Consider the following 16,645-nt stretch of genomic DNA (forward strand, 5'->3'; position numbering starts at 1 on the left):
CGGACCGGCGACCCGGCGTCGAGCGAACTCGTGGCCCGGTGACCGACGTCGAGCGAGGATCACCGGACCACGGCCGGATCACAGCGCGAAGACGACCTTGCCGGAACGCTGGGAGTCACGCGCGGTGGCAAAAGCCTCGTCGGCATCCGTCAGCGCGAACTCGTGCGTGAGGGCGCTCTCGATCCCGGGGTTCGCAGCGAGGAGGGCGACAGCCTGATCGATCTCGTCGCGGAAGCGGAAAGCGCCGAAGTAGCGCACCTCCTTCGAGATGAAGGGGGCCAGGTTCACCGAACGCGGGTCGTCGGGAAGCATGCCGACCTGCACGACGGTGCCACCGGAGCGGACCGCCCGGAGAGCCGTGGAGATCGACACGGGCACGCCCGAACATTCGAGCACGACGGCGTAGGCACCCGCGTCCACGTCCTTCTGCGATACGTCGATCGTGGCGTGTGCGCCGAGTGCTGCGGCCCGTTCGAGCGGCCCCGGGAGCACGTCGGTCGCGGTCACGCGAGCGCCCGCGGCCACGGACGCCGCGACGGCCATGAGACCGATCGGCCCGGAGCCGGTGACGAGCACGTCGAGCCCGTCGACCGCACCCGCCTTGCCGAGCGCGTGCAGCGCCACGGCGAGGGGTTCGGCGAGGACCGCTCGGCGCACGGGCAGTCCGTCGGGCAGCGGTCGCACCATATCGGCGTCGACGACCAGGTATTCCGACGCCGCCCCCTGCGTGTGCGGCCAGGTCGACGCACTGCCGAGATACGAGCCGCCCGGCCAGAGGTGCGGCGCGTTCTCGATGCCCTCGCGCGGAGTCCCGAACCGCGCGGGATGCACCGTGACAGCGGTGCCCGGAGCGAGCGCGCCGGAGGGATCGAGGTCGATCCGCCCCGACAGCTCGTGTCCCGGAACGAGCGGTTCGCGCACAACGAAGGCACCGTTGGCACCCTCGAAGAAATAGTGCAGGTCGGATCCGCAGATGCCGACGTACTCCACGCGCAGGCGCACCTGCCCCTCGCCCGGCTCCGGGAGGTCGACCTCGTGCACGACCGCGGTGTTCGCCTTTTCGATCAACAGAGATTTCATGGTCATCCCTCTCGCGGTCAGACGACCGCCGTCATCCCGCCGTCGACGAAGATGTTCTGCCCCGAGACGAAACTCGACGCGTCGGACGCGAGGAACAGAAGGGCTCCACGCAGTTCGTCGAAGTCGCCCCATCGCGCGGCGGGCGTGCGCTGGGCCAGCCAGCGCGTGAACTCCGGATCGTCGACCAGGGCACGGTTCATCTCGGTCGCGAAGTACCCCGGGCTGAGGGCGTTCACCTGGATGCCGAACCGGGCGAGGTCGGCGGCCATGCCGGCGGTGAGCTGGGCGACGCCGCCCTTCGTGGCCGAGTAGGGCGCGATCGTCTGCCGCGCCAGGCGCGACTGCACCGAGGCGACGTTGACGACCTTGCCCGATCCGCGCGCGACCATCGCGGGCGTCACGAAACGCGAGACGTAGAAGACGCCCGAGAGGTTCGCCGCGACGATGTCGTCCCAGTCGGAGACGGCGAACTCGTGGATCGGCGCCCGTCGCTGCACCCCGGCGTTGTTGACGAGGATGTCGGGCACGCCGACGTTCTCGAGCAGGTCGCCCACGGCGCTCTCCACCGCGGCGGCGTCGGTGACGTCGAACACCACTGCGTGCGCGGGGCGTCCGGACAGCTCCTCGGCCTCGGCGCGGGTCTGCTCGACGGCGTCCGCATCACGGCCGTGCACGATGACCCGCGCCCCGCCCCGTGCCAGCGTCGACGCCAGCGCGCGGCCCAGGCCCCGCGACGACCCCGTGACGAGGGCGAGGCGGTCGGAGACGTCGAACAGGTCGGCGTTCGAGCCGGTCACAGGATCGCCCCGATGCCGAAGACGGCGAGCGCGGCGAGGAAGCCCAGCACGGACTCGATGGCCTGCTGGACGGTCCAGGTCTTCAGCGTCGTCTTGACGTCCATCCCCATGAGTCGACCGACCAGCCAGAAGCCGGAATCGTTCACATGGCCGGCGAAGACCGATCCCGCGGCGGTGGCGAGCGTGATGGCGACGACCTGCAGCGGGGAGAAGTCGCCCGCCATGACGGCCGGAGCGGCCAGGCCCGCGGCGGTGACGAGGGCGACCGTGGCCGAACCCTGCGCGAGGCGCAGGATCACGGCGATGATGTACGCCGCGACGATGACGGGCAGACCCAGGTCGCCGAGGCTGTCGGCCAGCGCGTCGCCGATGCCCGAGGCGCGCAGGACCGCACCGAACATGCCGCCGGCGCCGGTGATGAGGATCACCGAGCAGACGGGGCCCAGGGCCGAGTCGACGACCTTCTCGAGCGCGGTGCCGTTCTCGCCGCGGCGGAAGCCGAAGACGACGGTCGCGACGAGCACGGTGATGAGCAGGGCGACGGGCGAGTTGCCGAGCAGGATGAGCACCTGGACGAACGTGTTGTCCGTCGGAACGACGCCGGCGGCGCCGAGGGTCGTCAGACCCGTGTTGAGGAAGATGAGCAGCATCGGCAGCAGCAGGACGGCGATGACCGTGAGCGGCTTGGGCGGGTTGGCCGGCTGGTCGGCGTCGACGTCGCCGAACAGGGCCGGGACCGGCAGCACGATGCGACGCGCGATGAACTTGCCCCACAGGTAGCCCGAGAGGTACCAGATCGGGAAGGCGATGATGAGACCCACGATGAGGACGAGACCGAGGTTGGCGCCGTAGAGGCCGCTCGCGGTGACCGGGCCCGGGTGCGGCGGCAGGAACACGTGCATCACCGAGAAGGCGGCGGCGGCCGGCAGACCGAACAGGAGCACGTTGTTGCCCGAGACGCGGCGCGCGATGGCGAAGATGATCGGGAGCATCATGACGAGACCGGCGTCGAAGAACATCGGGAAGCCGAGGATGAGCGACACGATGCCGAGAGCGAAGGGGGCCCGCTTCTCGCCGAAGATGCGCACGAAGGTCTCGGCGAGCGACTGCGCGCCGCCGGAGTGCTCGATCAGTCTTCCGAGCATCGCGCCGAGCGCGACCAGGAGGGCGACCGTGCCGAGGGTTCCTCCGAACCCTCCGGTCAAGGTGGTCACGATGGCCGACACCGGGATGCCGGCGACGAACGCCGTCACGAGCGACACGATGATGAGCGCGAGGAACGCGTGCACCTTCAACCAGATGATGAGCACGAGGATGAGCGCGATCGCTCCCGCGGCGATGGCGAGCAGGGGCGCCGTGCCGAGTGTTTGGGTCCAGTCGTCCAAGAGATCTCCGTTGATTCAGGGTGGCGCGGCATCGGGCAAGCTGTGTGTCGACCCGCGCCCACGGGTGAGTGAAGGAATCTTCACACAAAGATCGTATCTTTGACAAGATAAGGTCGTACCTAACGACCTAAGGAGGGGTCATGGCGCGAGCGTCGCACGGATCACTGCTGGACGCCCTCGGCATGCGCATCGTCGACGGCGAGCTCCCCGCGGGCCACGTCCTGACCCTCGCCACCCTCGAAGCCGAGTACGGCGTCTCGCGCACGGTCGTCCGCGAGGCGGTACGCGTGCTGGAAGCGATGGGCATGCTCCAGCAGCGCCGGCGCGTCGGCATCACCGTCCGCCCGGCCGCCGACTGGAGCGCCCTGGACACCGCGCTGATCGGCTGGCAACTCGCCGGCAAGCGCCGCGACCAGCTCATCGCGAACACCACGGAGCTCCGCGCCGCGATCGAACCCGTCGCCGCACGACTGAGCGCCCGTCGGGCGACCGACCTGCAGCGCGGGGAGATCCTCCGCCTGGCCGAGGAGCTCGAACGCCTCGGTGCCGCGGGCCTCGGCAACTCGCCCGAGTACCTCGCGGCCGACATCGCCTTCCACGACCTGATCCTCGTCTCCAGCGGCAACCTCATGCTCGCCGCGGCGCGCGCCCCCATCGCCGCCGCGATCGAGGGACGCGCGATGCACGGACTGACCCCCGGCATCCCGAACCCCGACGCGCTCGACAACCACGTCGCCACCGCCGTCGCGATCAGCCGGGCCGACGCCGACGCCGCCGAGGAGCACACGCGGCTCTACGTCGCCGCCGTGCTCACCGAAGTCCGCCGCTCCATCTGACCCTTTCCGACCGCCCCCTTCCCCCGACGAAGAGAGAAGCAATGACCGTCCCCGTCCTCGTGTTCATGGGCCCCGCCGGCACCGGCAAGTCCACCGTCGCCGGCATGCTCGCCGGTCGTCTCGGGTGGGACTTCCAGGAGGGCGACGACCTGCACCCCGCCGAGAACGTCGCGAAGATGGCATCCGGCCACGCGTTGAACGACGACGACCGCTGGCCCTGGCTCGACCGCGTTTCCGCGTGGATCGACGGGCAGATCGCCGCCGGTCGCCCCGGCATCGTCACCTGCTCCGCTCTGAAACGCACCTACCGCGACGTGCTGCGGCGCGACGACGTGACCTTCGTCCTGCTCATGGGCGACCCGAAGCTCGTTCTGGAACGCCTGCTGCGCCGCCAGGGGCACTACATGCCCCCGTCGCTGCTGACCTCGCAGTTCGAGACCCTCGAGATGCCGGATGCCGATGAGCGGGCGATCCGCGTCGACCTCGACCTCACCCCGCAGGAGCAGGTGCAGGAGGTCGTCGACCGTCTGCGCCTCTCCCCCGCCTGAAACACGGGGGATCCGAGCCGATAAAGTGGCATCGGCAACCCCACGTGCGCCCGATACCCCTTCTCGCAGCCGATTTACGGAGCAACGAATGACGTCGACCCCCTCCCCGACCGGACCCTCGACCGATCAGGATCAGGCCCCTCACCGGGCCGCACAGGTGCACGAGGGTGCGCCCGGCATCGAAGAGGTGGACCGCCCCACCGCCGAGGCCGACTCCCGCCCCGAGGGCTCGGGCGACGGGCGCGCGAACATCGGCGTCGTGGGCCTGGCCGTGATGGGCTCGAACCTCGCGCGCAACCTCGCCAGCCGCGAGGGCAACACCGTCGCGGTGTTCAACCGCAGCCAGGACAAGACCGAGCACGTGCTCGAGGCCCACCCCGAGGCGAACTTCGTCGCCTCCTTCTCGTACGAGGACTTCGCCGCGTCTCTGTCGAAGCCGCGCACCGCCATCATCATGGTCAAGGCCGGCCGGCCCACCGACTTCGTCATCGACGAGCTGGTGAAGGTGTTCGAGCCCGGCGACATCATCGTCGACGGCGGCAACGCCCTGTTCACCGACACCATCCGCCGCGAGAAGGCCGTGCGCGACACGGGCATCAACTTCGTCGGCATGGGCGTCTCGGGCGGCGAAGAGGGCGCGCTCCTCGGCCCCTCGATCATGCCCGGCGGCTCCGACGAGGCTTGGGCCACGCTCGGCCCGATCCTGAAGTCGATCGCCGCGGTCGCCGAGGGCGAGCCGTGTGTGACGCACGTGGGCCATGACGGCGCCGGACACTTCGTGAAGATGGTGCACAACGGCATCGAGTACGCCGACATGCAGCTGATCGCCGAGGCGTACGACCTCATCCGCCGTGCCACCGGTAAGACGCCCGCCGAGATCGCCGACGTGTTCGCCGAGTGGAACCGCGGAGAGCTGGAGTCCTACCTCATCGAGATCACCGCCGAGGTGCTCCGCCAGACCGACGCCGAGACGGGCAAGCCGCTCGTCGACGTCATCCTCGACCAGGCCGGCGCCAAGGGCACCGGCGCCTGGACCGTGCAGACGGCCCTCGACCTGGGCGTCCCCGTCTCGGGCATCGCCGAGGCCACGTTCGCCCGGTCGCTGTCGAGCCACCCCGAGCAGCGCGAGGTCTCTCGCGAGCTCCCCGGACCCTCCGGCACCGAGGTGCTGTCGGGCGAGGATGCCGACGCGTTCATCGAGCGGGTGCGCCTGGCGCTGTACGCCTCGAAGATCGTCGCCTACAGCCAGGGCTTCGACGAGATCCGCGCGGGAGCTGCGCAGTACGACTGGCAGATCGACCTGGGGGCGGTGTCGAAGATCTTCCGCGGCGGGTGCATCATCCGCGCGCAGTTCCTCAACCGCATCGCCGAGGCCTACGACGCCGAGCCCGAGCTGCCCGTGCTGCTCACCGCCCCGTACTTCGTCGAGGCCCTCGGCCGGGCGCAGGACTCGTGGCGCGACATCGTCGCCCTCGCCGCCGCCGCCGGCATCCCCGCCCCCGCGTTCAGCTCGTCGCTGGCCTATTACGACGGTCTGCGCGCCGAGCGTCTGCCCGCCGCCCTCATCCAGGGGCAGCGCGACTTCTTCGGAGCGCACACCTACCGTCGCATCGACAAGGAGGGCACGTTCCACACCCTCTGGTCGGGTGACCGCACCGAGATCGAGGCCGAGGACACCCACTGACCCGGCTGGTCACGAAGCGGCGACGGGCACTGCTCGTCGCCGCTTCGGCGTTGTACGCGGCGGGCGTGTGGTGGATGACGCTGCGCCCGACGATCCTCGACCCGCAGGTCGAGAGCGGCATCCGACGCCTGGTCCGGGAGCTGCAGGCGATCCCCGGACTGGGATGGGTCACCTACAGCGGGGTGGAGTTCGCCGCCAATGTCGCGATGTTCTTACCGCTCGGGCTCCTCGTGATCGCGTGGCGCGGTCGCTGGTGGCACGGCATCCTCGGCGGGCTCGTTCTGAGCGCCGGGATCGAGACGTGGCAGCTGTTCATGCTCCCCGGCCGTGTCGCCGACGTCCGCGACCTCGTCGCCAACACGCTCGGCGCAGCGCTCGGTGTCGGCGTGGCGACGACGTCCCGCCGATGGCTCGAGCGCTCACAGGAAGCCCATAGCCTGCGCCATAGAAAGGTCATAGATCGCCCTCCACAATGAGTGCATGACCGCGACCGCCGCCGCCCCCGCCTTCACCCGCCCCGACGGGAGCGCGCTGCGCGTGCTCGTCGTCGACGACGAGCAGATGCTCACCGACCTGCTGTCGATGGCGCTGCGCATGGAGGGCTGGGAGGTCAAGACCGCGGGGTCCGGCTTCGACGCCCTGCAGTCGGCTCGTGACTTCGAACCGGATGCCATGGTGCTCGACATCATGATGCCCGACCTCGACGGCATGGCCGTGCTGCAGCGTCTGCGTCACTCGGGCAACGACGTGCCCGTGCTCTTCCTCACGGCGAAGGATGCCGTGGCTGATCGTGTCGCGGGTCTCACCGCCGGCGGCGACGACTACGTCACCAAGCCCTTCAGCCTCGAAGAGGTCGTCGCACGGCTGCGCGGCTTGATGCGTCGCGCGGGGACGGCGCTCACCCGTGACTCCGAGCCGATCCTGCGCGTGGGCGACCTGTCGCTCAACGAGGACAGCCACGAGGTCGTGCGCGGGGGCAAGGAGATCGAGTTGACGGCCACCGAGTTCGAGCTCCTGCGCTTCCTCATGCGCAACCAGCGCCGCGTGGTGTCGAAGGCGCAGATCCTCGACCGCGTGTGGAACTACGACTTCGGCGGTCGCTCCAGCGTCGTCGAGCTGTACATCTCGTACCTGCGGAAGAAGATCGACGCGGGACACGAGCCGCTCATCCACACCGTGCGCGGCGTCGGCTACATGATCAAAGCCCCTCAGTGACCCTCCCACCCCGCCCCGCTCCCCCGCTCCCGGATCCGGCGGTGCGCGAGAGCGTCGTGACCCGTCTCCGGCACCCGTGGACGCTGCAGGCCCGCCTGATGACCGCGGTGATCGGGATGGTCGCGTTCATCCTCGTGATGATCGGCATCTCCACCAGTGCCATCCTCAGCGGCGTCCTGTACGTCAACCTGGGTGCGCAGGTGGACGAGGCCGCCTCGTCGATCCAGTCCCGGGCCGCGTTCTCATCGACGGCCGAGAGCGTGCTGGATTCCACCCGCTTTCCCGGGGGCACCCTGCTGGTGTTGAATTCACGCTCCGGGTACACGGGCGCCGTCGTGGACGACGATGGTCCGCGTGCCTTGACGGACGACGACCTCGGCCAGATCGTCGAGACGCTGCAGTCGACGGAGATCACCGCGCAGACGGTGAACCTGCCGAACCTCGGCGAGTACACCGTGAGGACCTATGCCGCACCCGGAGGCGGAGCGTTCCTCGTCGGCCTCCCCCTGTCGAGCGTCACCGGCACGATCGGTGCGATCCTCACCACCGTCGCTCTCGTCACCGCCGGCGGTCTCCTGCTGCTCGCCGTCATCATCGCCATCGTCATCCGCCTCGGTCTCCGCCCGCTGCGCGCCGTCGCCGAGACGGCCACCCGAGTGGCCTCGCTGCGAATGGAGGAGGGCGACGTGTCGATCACCGAGCGTGTGCCCGCCGACCAGGTCGACGCGCACACCGAGATCGGGCAAGTGGGCACCGCGCTCAACACGCTCCTCGACCGCGTCGACGCCTCGCTCTCCGCGCGACAGCGCAACGAGGAGCTGATGCGTCGGTTCGTGGCCGATGCCAGTCACGAACTGCGCACGCCCCTGGCATCCATTCGCGGGTTCAGTGAACTGTCGTTGCGCGCCATGCGGCAGGCGCAGGACGACGAGAGCCGTCAGCGCGTCGCGCTCGCCGTCGAGACGACGGAGCAGTCGCTCGAGCGCATCCTGGCGCAGTCGGTTCGCATGACCACGCTGGTCGAAGACCTCCTTTTGCTGGCCCGCCTCGACGAGGGTCAGGAACTGGTGTACGGCTCGGTCGACCTGACGCGCCTTGCGGTGGAGGCCGTGGGCGACGCCCGCCCCGCCGGACCCGACCACGCCTGGACGATCGACGTGCCCGACCGGCCCGTCGAACTCGCCGGAGACGCCTCGCGCCTGCACCAGGTCGTCGCCAACCTTCTCGCCAACGCCCGGACCCACACCCCCGCGGGCAGTGAGATCGCCGTCTCCGTCGCGCACGAGGGTGACGAAGCGGTCCTGCGCGTGCACGACGACGGTCCCGGCATCGACCCCTCGGTCGCCTCGCAGCTCTTCGAACGGTTCGCGCGCGCGGACCGCTCGCGCGATCGCAAGACCGGCGGCACGGGCCTGGGTCTGTCGATCGCCCGCGCCATCGTCGAGGCCCACCGCGGCACGATCGCCGTGCGAAGCACCCCCGGGGACACGACTTTCGAGGTACGCCTCCCTGCCAGGCCCGCCGACCCGGCCTGAGGCGAGGCTTCCTCGCCGCAAACGGACGGAATGTGCGGCGCATTGCTACCGCGCTCGATTACTCAAAGGAAATGCCCCTTTGGATAGGCTGGGCACCACCTGGGAATCCAGGCCTTTCTCGAGGGAGTCGAGGGGGAGCATTCGGAGGTTTGTGTGCTGATTCGTGCACGCGATTGCGGGGCTATCGCGGTCGCAATGATTGCGGTGGTCATCTCGATCGGAGTTCCGGCGCACGCCGAGGTGATTTCTTCACCGGACCCGACCGCCGAGGTCATCGACCAGCCGGCATTGCCCGCGGGTCCGGAGCCTTCCATCGAACCGTCGGTACCGGAGGGGACCTTCGACCCCGCTCCGACGGAGCCGGTGCCGACCGAGGTGCCGACCGTCGCTCCCCCGGCGCCCCCGGGCACCGCGACCTTCGATTCGACCCGGCCCAGCGGCACCGTCGTCGAATACTTCCGCTCGGGAGACGCGACGACGACCTCTCGCGGGACGGACGGCCAGGTGCCCCGTGACTCCGCCCCCGCACCCCAGGGGGTCGAGCCGTCGGAGCAACGCACGGAAATCCCTCCCGCATCTCCCACCCCCGCTCTCCCCACCGCATCCCCCACCCCCGTCGTCGCCACCACGTCACCCGCCCCCGGTGACGCACGGGGAGAATCGGCGGGGTCGGGCGCGGCGGTGCGGTCGACTTCTGCGCAGAAGGCACCCGCACCCACTCTGCCCACCCTGATTCTGGGGATGGCGGTTCTCGTCGGCGGACTGTTGCTGATGAGGTATCGCATTCCCGTGTACCACGCCACCGTGAGGGCGATGAAGCAGCCGATCACGACGGGTTCCGCCGAACGCGCAGCGCACCTTCAGGGCCCGTTCCGGGTCGGAGTCGCGGGTGCGGTCTTTGCGGTCATCGGGGTCGTCATGAACGGTTATGCGGCGTGGCAGCTCTGGATCTCTCTCACGTCCTGACGAACGCATCTCGGCACGGACGACGCCCCGCATGGACATGCAGGTCGAATGCATTCCCCTTTCGGTCTCCGAGGCCTCCCGGCGCGCGGGGTCCACGTCGGAGCGATCCGCGACCTGGGCGGGGTCGCCTACGCGTCGTTCAGCGACCCGGACGGCAATACCTGGGAGCTGCAGCCGCTCCGGGGGCTGCGCGGAGCCTGACCGGCTCCACGGCTGAGGAGTTCAGCCCCAGAGCGGCTTCACCGACGCGGCCAATGCCCGAAGCTGCCCGCCGTCGACGATGACCCGTGACTCACCGATGCCGAAGGCGGGCCACTGCAGGACGAGCTCGAGGGGACCCTCGGGCGGCAGGGGCCAGAGCCACAGGCCGTCGTGCATCGTGGAGCTCTCGGCACCTCCGGACCCGCCGCCGCCCGTCACGCGCACGGTGTGCCCCTCGGGCGTCTCCGCGCCGGGGATGCCGAAGCGCCCATCGGTGAACAGGCGTTCCCCGTCGCCGAGGACGAGCCCCCACCTCAGCCGGTCACTGCCGTTCATCGCCGGGCCCCAGTGACCGGAGAAGTCCATCTGCGCCAATTGCCACTCCCGGGGGTCGCGGCCGCCCCGCCGCAGATGCCGATCGACCAGCAGCTCCACGCCGTCCGAGTAGACCCGCACGCCGGTCAGGGCGATGACGACATCGTCGCCCCGCCCGATGACCTCGGACACGGCGAACAGCGCGGGAAGCTCGTCGCGCGGCGGCTCGAATGACGGCGTGCGCTCGTCGACCTGCTCGAACGGGATCTCGTCGTCACCGGGAGCGTCAGCGGGGAAGAAGTCCATCCCCCTACTCTGCCGATCGGCTCCCCCGAGCGCTACGGACGCATTCAGTACCCTGCGAACGCGTCGGTCGTGAGCGACTTCGCCTTCCCCAGGGCCGGGGCGAGCGCCGCGATCAGTCGCGGCGGCCCGGAGACGTATGCCGCGCGCTGCGCGATGTCGGGCACGGCGCGCAGCAGCCCGTCGGCATCCACGCGATCGGGACCCGCCCACGTCCAGCCCGCGGGCAGGTCGGACGGCTCGTCGCGCGAGTACACCACGACCGGGATGCCGCTGGCGGCGATGTCGTCGCGGAACGCGAGCTCCGCCGCCTCCGACACCACGTAGACGAGCACGACATCGCGGTCCTGGCCGGTGGCGACGAGGTGGCGCAGCTGCGAGACGAACGGGGTGACGCCGATTCCGGCCGCCACCAGCAGCACGGGCGCCGTCTGGCGGGACGGCAGCACGAAGTCGCCCCAGACCCCGGTGACGGCGAGTGTCGACCCGGACTCGACGGCTGCGAGGGCCTTCTTGTACGACGACGAGGATCCGTCCTTGAACGCGATCCGCACCTCGGGAAGATCTTCCGGCGCCGACGCGATCGAGAACTCCCGGCGAGTGCCGCGGGCATCGGGGCGACGGTGCGGCACGTCGAGCTCGAGGTACTGCCCCGGGTGGAACGAGAACGGCCGGGTGGCGTGGAACGTCAGCTCGCGCACGGTGGGGGTGAGCTCGCGCCGACGCGCGACCCGCAGGCGCACGGCCGCCCGCAGGCACAGCAGGAACGCGAGCAGGTTGCCGATCAGCAGGGCGCGCTCCTGGCCGAGCGTGATGTCGCCCACGGGCACCGGCCATCCGGCGAGGACGCCGACGACGATCGCGACGAGGTACTGCTGCGTCCGGCGCGGCGGCAGGGTGAGGGGCTCCGACAGCATGAAGGCGCCGAGGAAGAGGAAGGGCGACGAGAACGCCACCTGCATCAGCACGGCGGGCACGTCGACGGGGAACCCCGCGGCCTGGAACTGCACCGTCGTGCGTGCGAACGCCACGATCATCGCCACGGCCCAGAACACCGCCACGATCGGCAGCTTGTCGGTCCGCAGCAGCAACAGGACGCCGAGCACGAGCACGGGGGCGGCGAGCCACGGCGAGCCCACCCACCAGGCCGACGAGCCCAGGTCGGGTGCCCAGATGCTCACGATGGTCAGCACGCTCGCGCCCGTCGCGGCGGGGTTGAAGATGTGACGCCCGCGCCACACCAGCAGGTACTTCGACGCGGATGCCACGACCCCCGCGAGCGCAAGGCCCGCGAGCCCCAGCGGCTCGATCGACGGACGCAGCACGAACAGCAGGATCAGGGCGGTGATGAGCGAGGATTCCAGCCGTCGCGGCATCCGGAGCGCGGCCTGCGCGACCAGGTCGGCGGCGGCGCACGCGAGGGCGAGGACCACCGCGCTGACGACGAGCTCGAGCGGGGCGGGAACGACGAGACCGGCGAAGGACAGCACGAGGGCGATCAGCGCGAGCAGCCCGAGAGAGGACAGCACGAGGCGGTACATCGACACCCGGCCGGTGAGGCCGAGCAGGCGGTTGGAGCCCGCGGTCAGCGTGGCGCTCATGAGAAGACCTCTCCAGTGAATCCGGGCGACCACTCCACGCGGCCGTCGGTGCGCATGCGGACCCAGTGTGCGTTCCAGGATGCCGCGAGCTCGGGGCCGCCGTCGAAGAACAGCGCCGTCGCGAGGGCGTCGGCCCGCATCGCCGTCTCTGCCAGCGCCCAGGTCGCGGCGAACGCCCGCACGGGCGCACCGGTGCGCGCGTCGAGCACGTGATGCAGACCGTCGCCCCACGCACGGCGATTGATGGCCGAGGCGCACAGCGCACCGTCGGTCACCGTGACCACGCCGATGGCGAGGCTGGGGTCGTACGGGTGCTCGAGCGCGACGCGCACCGGAGCGCCGCGCGTGGCGAGGTCGCCCGAGGCGTCGACGACGACATCGCCGTCGGCGTGCGCACGCACCGCGTCGAGCACGAGGTCGACGAGGCGTCCCTTGCCCAGCGCGCCGACATCGATCATCGTCGGGGTCGAGACGCTCAGACGGCCGTCGCCCCACGCGAGCGCATCGCGCCAGGGCAGCGCCGGCTGCGGGTCGCCCGACGGCGTGAGCGTCAGTCGCGCGTCGTAGCCCAGGCGCGCCAACGCGTCGCCGACCAGGGGGTTCACCGCCCCCGCGGTCGCGGCGTCGAGCTCGTCGTAGAGCGAGAGCATGGCATCCGTGTCACGTGGTGAGGGAAGGGATGCCGCGCGGCCCCGCGCGAGCGCCGACACCGTCGAGTCGTCGCGGAAGCGCGACCATTCACGATCGAAACGCTCGACGAGGGCTGCGACCTCGTCGCGGGCGATCGACGACAGCGGCTCGGCCGTGTCGATCGCCCACGACGTGCCGATCGCGTCGAAGGCCCAGGTCGAGCCCGTCGCGGTCGGAGTGGTCATGTTCGTCAGGCCTTGGCCTCGGTCTTGATGGTCTCCACGGCGTTGTTGAAGCCGCCGCTGGTGAGCGAGGACCCCGCCACCTTGCTGACCGAGATCTCGTCGAGCTTCTTGCCGACGACCTCGCCCTGGATGCCGCCGATGAACTCGCTCTGGTAGCGCTTCGACTCCGCGGCTTGCGGGTCGCCCGTCACCTCGACCGCGGTGATCGTGTCGCCCGCGATGGTGAGGGTGACGTCGACGGTCTCGACGCTCTCGGGGGTCGCGTACTGTCCGGTCGCCTCGTAGGTGCCGTCGGTGTACGTGCCCGACGTCGTCGCGGTGTCCGTGGTGGCGCTCGCGCTCGGCGCCGAGGTGGCGGCGGGGGCGGCGGTCGTCTCGACCGGCGCGGGGGCGGCCGCGTCGCTGGTCGTTCCGCCGGCGCAGCCGGCCAGGGTGACGATGCCGGCGGCTCCCAGCAGTGCGGTGCCGATGCGGACGGGACGGGGTACGGCTGTGGTGCGGATCATGAGGGTCCTCCTTCGGTCGTGCCGAGCTCGTTCGTTCGTGCTCACGGTAGGGACACGACCTTGGCGGCAGCCCGGTTCATTCTTTTGCGCGAGCTATGAGCGCGAGGGGCGCGCGCATCGACCGGGTGGTTCTGAGCCCGTCACGGGTACCGGTGGCCCCGACAGGCGCAGCCACCTGACGATCACCCCGAACCGCGCGCCCGGGCACAGGTCCCTGAGCCCGTCGAAGGGACCGGTGGCCCCGACAGGCGCAGCCACCCCGCAGGGTGAGACGGACGCAGCCGCCTCCCGGTGGGGAGACGGCTGCGTCGGGAGGCACGGGCGCCTACGCGTCGCCGCCGAACATGCTCGTGACCGAGCCGTCCTCGAACACCTCGTGGATCGCGCGTGCCAGCAGCGGGGCGATCGGCAGCACCGTCAGTCGGTCGAAGCGGCGCTCGGCGGGCAGCGGAACGGTGTCGGTGACGACGACCTCGTCGATCGCGGCATCCTGCAGTCGTTCGGTGGCCGGGTCGCTGAAGATCGCGTGGGTCGCGGCGACGATGACCTTGCGCGCGCCGCTGGCCTTGAGGGCCTGGGCGGCCTTCTGGATCGTGCCGCCGGTGTCGATCATGTCGTCGACGAGAAGGCAGGTGCGCCCCTTCACGTCACCGACGATCTCGTGCACCGAGACCTGGTTCGCGACCTTCGGGTCGCGACGCTTGTGGATGATCGCGAGCGGCGCCCCCAAGCTGTCGGACCAGGTGTCGGCGACGCGGACGCGACCCATGTCGGGCGAGACGACCGTCAGGGTCTCGCGGTCTTCGCCGGTGAGCTTCTGCTCGAAGTGCTCGAGCAGCACGGGCTTGGCGAAGAGATGGTCGACGGGGCCGTCGAAGAAGCCCTGGATCTGAGCCGCGTGCAGGTCGACGCTCATGATGCGGTCGGCGCCGGCGGTCTTGAGCAGGTCGGCGACCAGGCGGGCGCTGATCGGCTCGCGGCCGCGCCCCTTCTTGTCTTGACGCGAGTACGGGTAGTACGGCGCCACGACGGTGACGCGCTTGGCGGAGGCGCGCTTGAGCGCGTCGAGCATGATGAGCAACTCCATGAGCCACTCGTTGACCGGCGGACCGAACGACTGGATGACGAACACATCGCATCCGCGGATCGACACCTCGAAACGGGTGTAGATCTCGCCGGAGGCGAAGGTGCGGTGCTCGGTCGGGGCGAGTTCGGTGCCCAGATGATGCGCGACCTCGGCGGCCACTTCGGGATGCGACCGACCCGAGGCGACGACGAGTCGCTTCTTCGTCTTGGCGACGAGCCCGGGGGCGATGCCGTTGTCGCGGTCGAGATCTACACGGTTCTTCTTACGAGCCATCGGCCGCTTCCTGTTCAGCCCGAGCCCGAGCGGCCACGTCGGCTGCCGCGGTGCCCGGTCGGTTCTTCTCGACCCACCCCTCGATGTTGCGCTGGGGTGCCACGCTCAGTGCCAGAGCACCGGCCGGAACGTCCTTGCGGATGACCGCGCCGGCTCCCGTCTTGGCGCCGTCTCCAATCGTAACCGGCGCGACGAAGACGTTGTGCGAACCGCTGTGCACCTCGTCGCCGATGACCGTGCGGTGCTTGGCGATGTCGTCGTAGTTGGCGGTGATGGCCCCGGCGCCCAGGTTGACGCCGCGCCCGATGTCGGTGTCGCCGATGTACGACAGGTGGGGCACCTTGCTGCCTTCGCCGATCGAGGAGTTCTTGACCTCGACGAACGTGCCGACCTTGCCCCGGACGCCCACGCGGGCGTTGGCGCGCAGGTACGCGAAAGGTCCGACGTTCGCTCCCGCCTCGACCACCGCGAGGGTCCCGTCGGTGCGGGTGACGGTGGCGCCCTCGCCGATCTCGCAGTCGACCAGGCTCGTGTCGGGTCCGATCGTCGCGCCCGAGGCGATGACCGTCGCCCCGCGCACGTGCGTGTTGGGCAGGATCGTCACGTCGGGCGCGAGGGTCGCCGTCGTGTCGATCCAGGTGGTGGCCGGGTCGACCACGGTGACCCCCTCGAGCTGCCACCGGCGGACCGTACGCGCGTTGAGCGTGCGACCGGCCTCCGAGAGCTGCACGCGGTCATTGACCCCCAGTGCGGCGGACGCGTCGGAGGTGACGGATGCCGCCACACCGAGTTGCGCGTCACGCAGCAGGCCGATCACGTCGGTCAGGTATTTCTCGCCCTGCGCGTTGTCGGTGCCGACGAGCGCGAGCTGCGTGCGCAGCGGCGAGGACCGGAAGACGTAGACGCCGACGTTGATCTCGGTGACGGCGGCCTCGTCGGCCGTGGCGTCCTTCTGCTCGACGATGCGGCGGACGCCGTCGGTCTCGTCGCGCAGGATGCGGCCGTAGCCGAACGGCTCATCGACCCGCGCGCTCAGCAGCGTCACGGCCGTGCCGCCCGTGCGGTGCGTCGCCAGCAGTTCGGTGAGCGTGCCGGTCTCGAGCAGCGGCACGTCGGCGCTGAGCACGAGCACGTCGCCGTCGAAGCCCTCGAGTGCGCCCAGTGCGGCCTCGACCGCGCGGCCCGTCCCGGGCACCTCGTCCTGATCGACGACGATCACCCCGGGAGCGAGCTCGGCCACGGTCTCGGCGACCAGCTCGCGCTCGTGTCGCACGACCACGACGATGCGGGCAGGGTCCAGGGATGCCGCGGTGTCGAGCACGTGGCCGACCAACGGCCTCCCGCCCACCGGATGCAGCACCTTGGGGGTACGTGAGCGCATGCGGGTGCCCTGACCCGCAGCGAGGACGACGACGGCGAGCTCGGTCGTGGAAGTCAT

17 protein-coding genes are annotated in these 16,645 nt (G+C 70.3%); 8 read left to right on the forward strand and 9 right to left on the reverse strand.

What is annotated here, in order from left to right:
- Positions 1 to 78 precede the first annotated feature (78 nt).
- From ACTJJP_RS16820 to ACTJJP_RS16830, 3 genes are read right to left on the reverse strand one after another with little or no spacing between them, the layout of a single operon-like run.
- Complete coding sequence (locus tag ACTJJP_RS16820) at positions 79 to 1,080, reverse strand: zinc-binding dehydrogenase (RefSeq protein WP_440776134.1); 1,002 nt, start codon at positions 1,078 to 1,080, stop codon at positions 79 to 81.
- A 17-nt stretch (positions 1,081 to 1,097) separates the two neighbouring features.
- Positions 1,098 to 1,877 (reverse strand): SDR family oxidoreductase, encoded by a 780-nt coding sequence (locus ACTJJP_RS16825; protein WP_440776135.1) that lies wholly within the window; start codon positions 1,875 to 1,877, stop codon positions 1,098 to 1,100.
- The gene (locus ACTJJP_RS16830; RefSeq protein WP_440776136.1) at positions 1,874 to 3,262 is read right to left on the reverse strand and encodes a GntP family permease; all 1,389 of its coding nucleotides are present in this window, start codon (positions 3,260 to 3,262) and stop codon (positions 1,874 to 1,876) included. Before ACTJJP_RS16830 ends, ACTJJP_RS16825 begins: the two co-directional genes overlap by 4 nt.
- A 140-nt stretch (positions 3,263 to 3,402) precedes the next feature.
- On the opposite strand from ACTJJP_RS16830, the gene ACTJJP_RS16835 reads away from it, so the two are divergent.
- From ACTJJP_RS16835 to ACTJJP_RS16870, 8 genes are all read left to right on the forward strand, one after another.
- Positions 3,403 to 4,098 carry a FadR/GntR family transcriptional regulator gene (locus ACTJJP_RS16835; RefSeq protein ID WP_298877229.1) on the forward strand — a complete coding sequence of 232 codons (696 nt, stop codon included), beginning with the start codon at positions 3,403 to 3,405 and terminating at the stop codon, positions 4,096 to 4,098.
- 41 nt (positions 4,099 to 4,139) lie between these two features.
- Entirely contained in the window at positions 4,140 to 4,646 is a 507-nt protein-coding gene (locus ACTJJP_RS16840) for a gluconokinase (protein ID WP_440776137.1), read from the forward strand.
- A gap of 88 nt (positions 4,647 to 4,734) precedes the next feature.
- The gene (gndA, locus tag ACTJJP_RS16845; protein WP_440776138.1) at positions 4,735 to 6,330 is read left to right on the forward strand and encodes an NADP-dependent phosphogluconate dehydrogenase; all 1,596 of its coding nucleotides are present in this window, start codon (positions 4,735 to 4,737) and stop codon (positions 6,328 to 6,330) included.
- Between the two features lie 50 nt (positions 6,331 to 6,380).
- Entirely contained in the window at positions 6,381 to 6,806 is a 426-nt protein-coding gene (locus ACTJJP_RS16850; RefSeq protein WP_440776139.1) for a VanZ family protein, read from the forward strand.
- Positions 6,807 to 6,810: 4 nt separating this feature from the next.
- Positions 6,811 to 7,545 carry a response regulator transcription factor gene (locus tag ACTJJP_RS16855; RefSeq protein WP_183420194.1) on the forward strand — a complete coding sequence of 245 codons (735 nt, stop codon included), beginning with the start codon at positions 6,811 to 6,813 and terminating at the stop codon, positions 7,543 to 7,545.
- Between the two features lie 41 nt (positions 7,546 to 7,586).
- Positions 7,587 to 9,080: a sensor histidine kinase gene (locus ACTJJP_RS16860; protein ID WP_440776140.1), complete on the forward strand. Its 1,494-nt coding sequence runs from the start codon at positions 7,587 to 7,589 to the stop codon at positions 9,078 to 9,080.
- 240 nt (positions 9,081 to 9,320) lie between these two features.
- A complete protein-coding gene (locus tag ACTJJP_RS16865; protein ID WP_440776141.1) occupies positions 9,321 to 10,046 on the forward strand; it encodes a hypothetical protein in 726 nt (241 codons plus the stop codon).
- 48 nt (positions 10,047 to 10,094) lie between these two features.
- Positions 10,095 to 10,247, forward strand: a complete 153-nt coding sequence (locus ACTJJP_RS16870; protein WP_440776142.1) for a hypothetical protein — start codon at positions 10,095 to 10,097, stop codon at positions 10,245 to 10,247.
- A 21-nt stretch (positions 10,248 to 10,268) separates the two neighbouring features.
- On the opposite strand, the gene ACTJJP_RS16875 is transcribed toward ACTJJP_RS16870, so the two are convergent.
- The 6 genes from ACTJJP_RS16875 to glmU form a co-directional block, all read right to left on the reverse strand.
- Complete coding sequence (locus ACTJJP_RS16875; protein ID WP_440776143.1) at positions 10,269 to 10,868, reverse strand: hypothetical protein; 600 nt, start codon at positions 10,866 to 10,868, stop codon at positions 10,269 to 10,271.
- Between the two features lie 44 nt (positions 10,869 to 10,912).
- Positions 10,913 to 12,466, reverse strand: coding sequence for an FAD-dependent oxidoreductase (locus ACTJJP_RS16880; protein ID WP_440776144.1), 1,554 nt, complete (start codon positions 12,464 to 12,466; stop codon positions 10,913 to 10,915).
- Complete coding sequence (locus ACTJJP_RS16885) at positions 12,463 to 13,341, reverse strand: FAD:protein FMN transferase (RefSeq protein WP_440776145.1); 879 nt, start codon at positions 13,339 to 13,341, stop codon at positions 12,463 to 12,465. Before ACTJJP_RS16885 ends, ACTJJP_RS16880 begins: the two co-directional genes overlap by 4 nt.
- A 5-nt stretch (positions 13,342 to 13,346) precedes the next feature.
- Positions 13,347 to 13,847, reverse strand: coding sequence for an FMN-binding protein (locus ACTJJP_RS16890; RefSeq protein WP_440776146.1), 501 nt, complete (start codon positions 13,845 to 13,847; stop codon positions 13,347 to 13,349).
- 325 nt (positions 13,848 to 14,172) lie between these two features.
- The gene (locus tag ACTJJP_RS16895) at positions 14,173 to 15,207 is read right to left on the reverse strand and encodes a ribose-phosphate diphosphokinase (RefSeq protein WP_440776147.1); all 1,035 of its coding nucleotides are present in this window, start codon (positions 15,205 to 15,207) and stop codon (positions 14,173 to 14,175) included.
- On the reverse strand, positions 15,197 to 16,645 hold the full coding sequence (gene glmU, locus ACTJJP_RS16900) for a bifunctional UDP-N-acetylglucosamine diphosphorylase/glucosamine-1-phosphate N-acetyltransferase GlmU (RefSeq protein WP_440776148.1): 1,449 nt from the start codon (positions 16,643 to 16,645) through the stop codon (positions 15,197 to 15,199). Before glmU ends, ACTJJP_RS16895 begins: the two co-directional genes overlap by 11 nt.

This window comes from Microbacterium sp. 22296 (assembly GCF_052045385.1).
Taxonomy (GTDB): domain Bacteria; phylum Actinomycetota; class Actinomycetes; order Actinomycetales; family Microbacteriaceae; genus Microbacterium.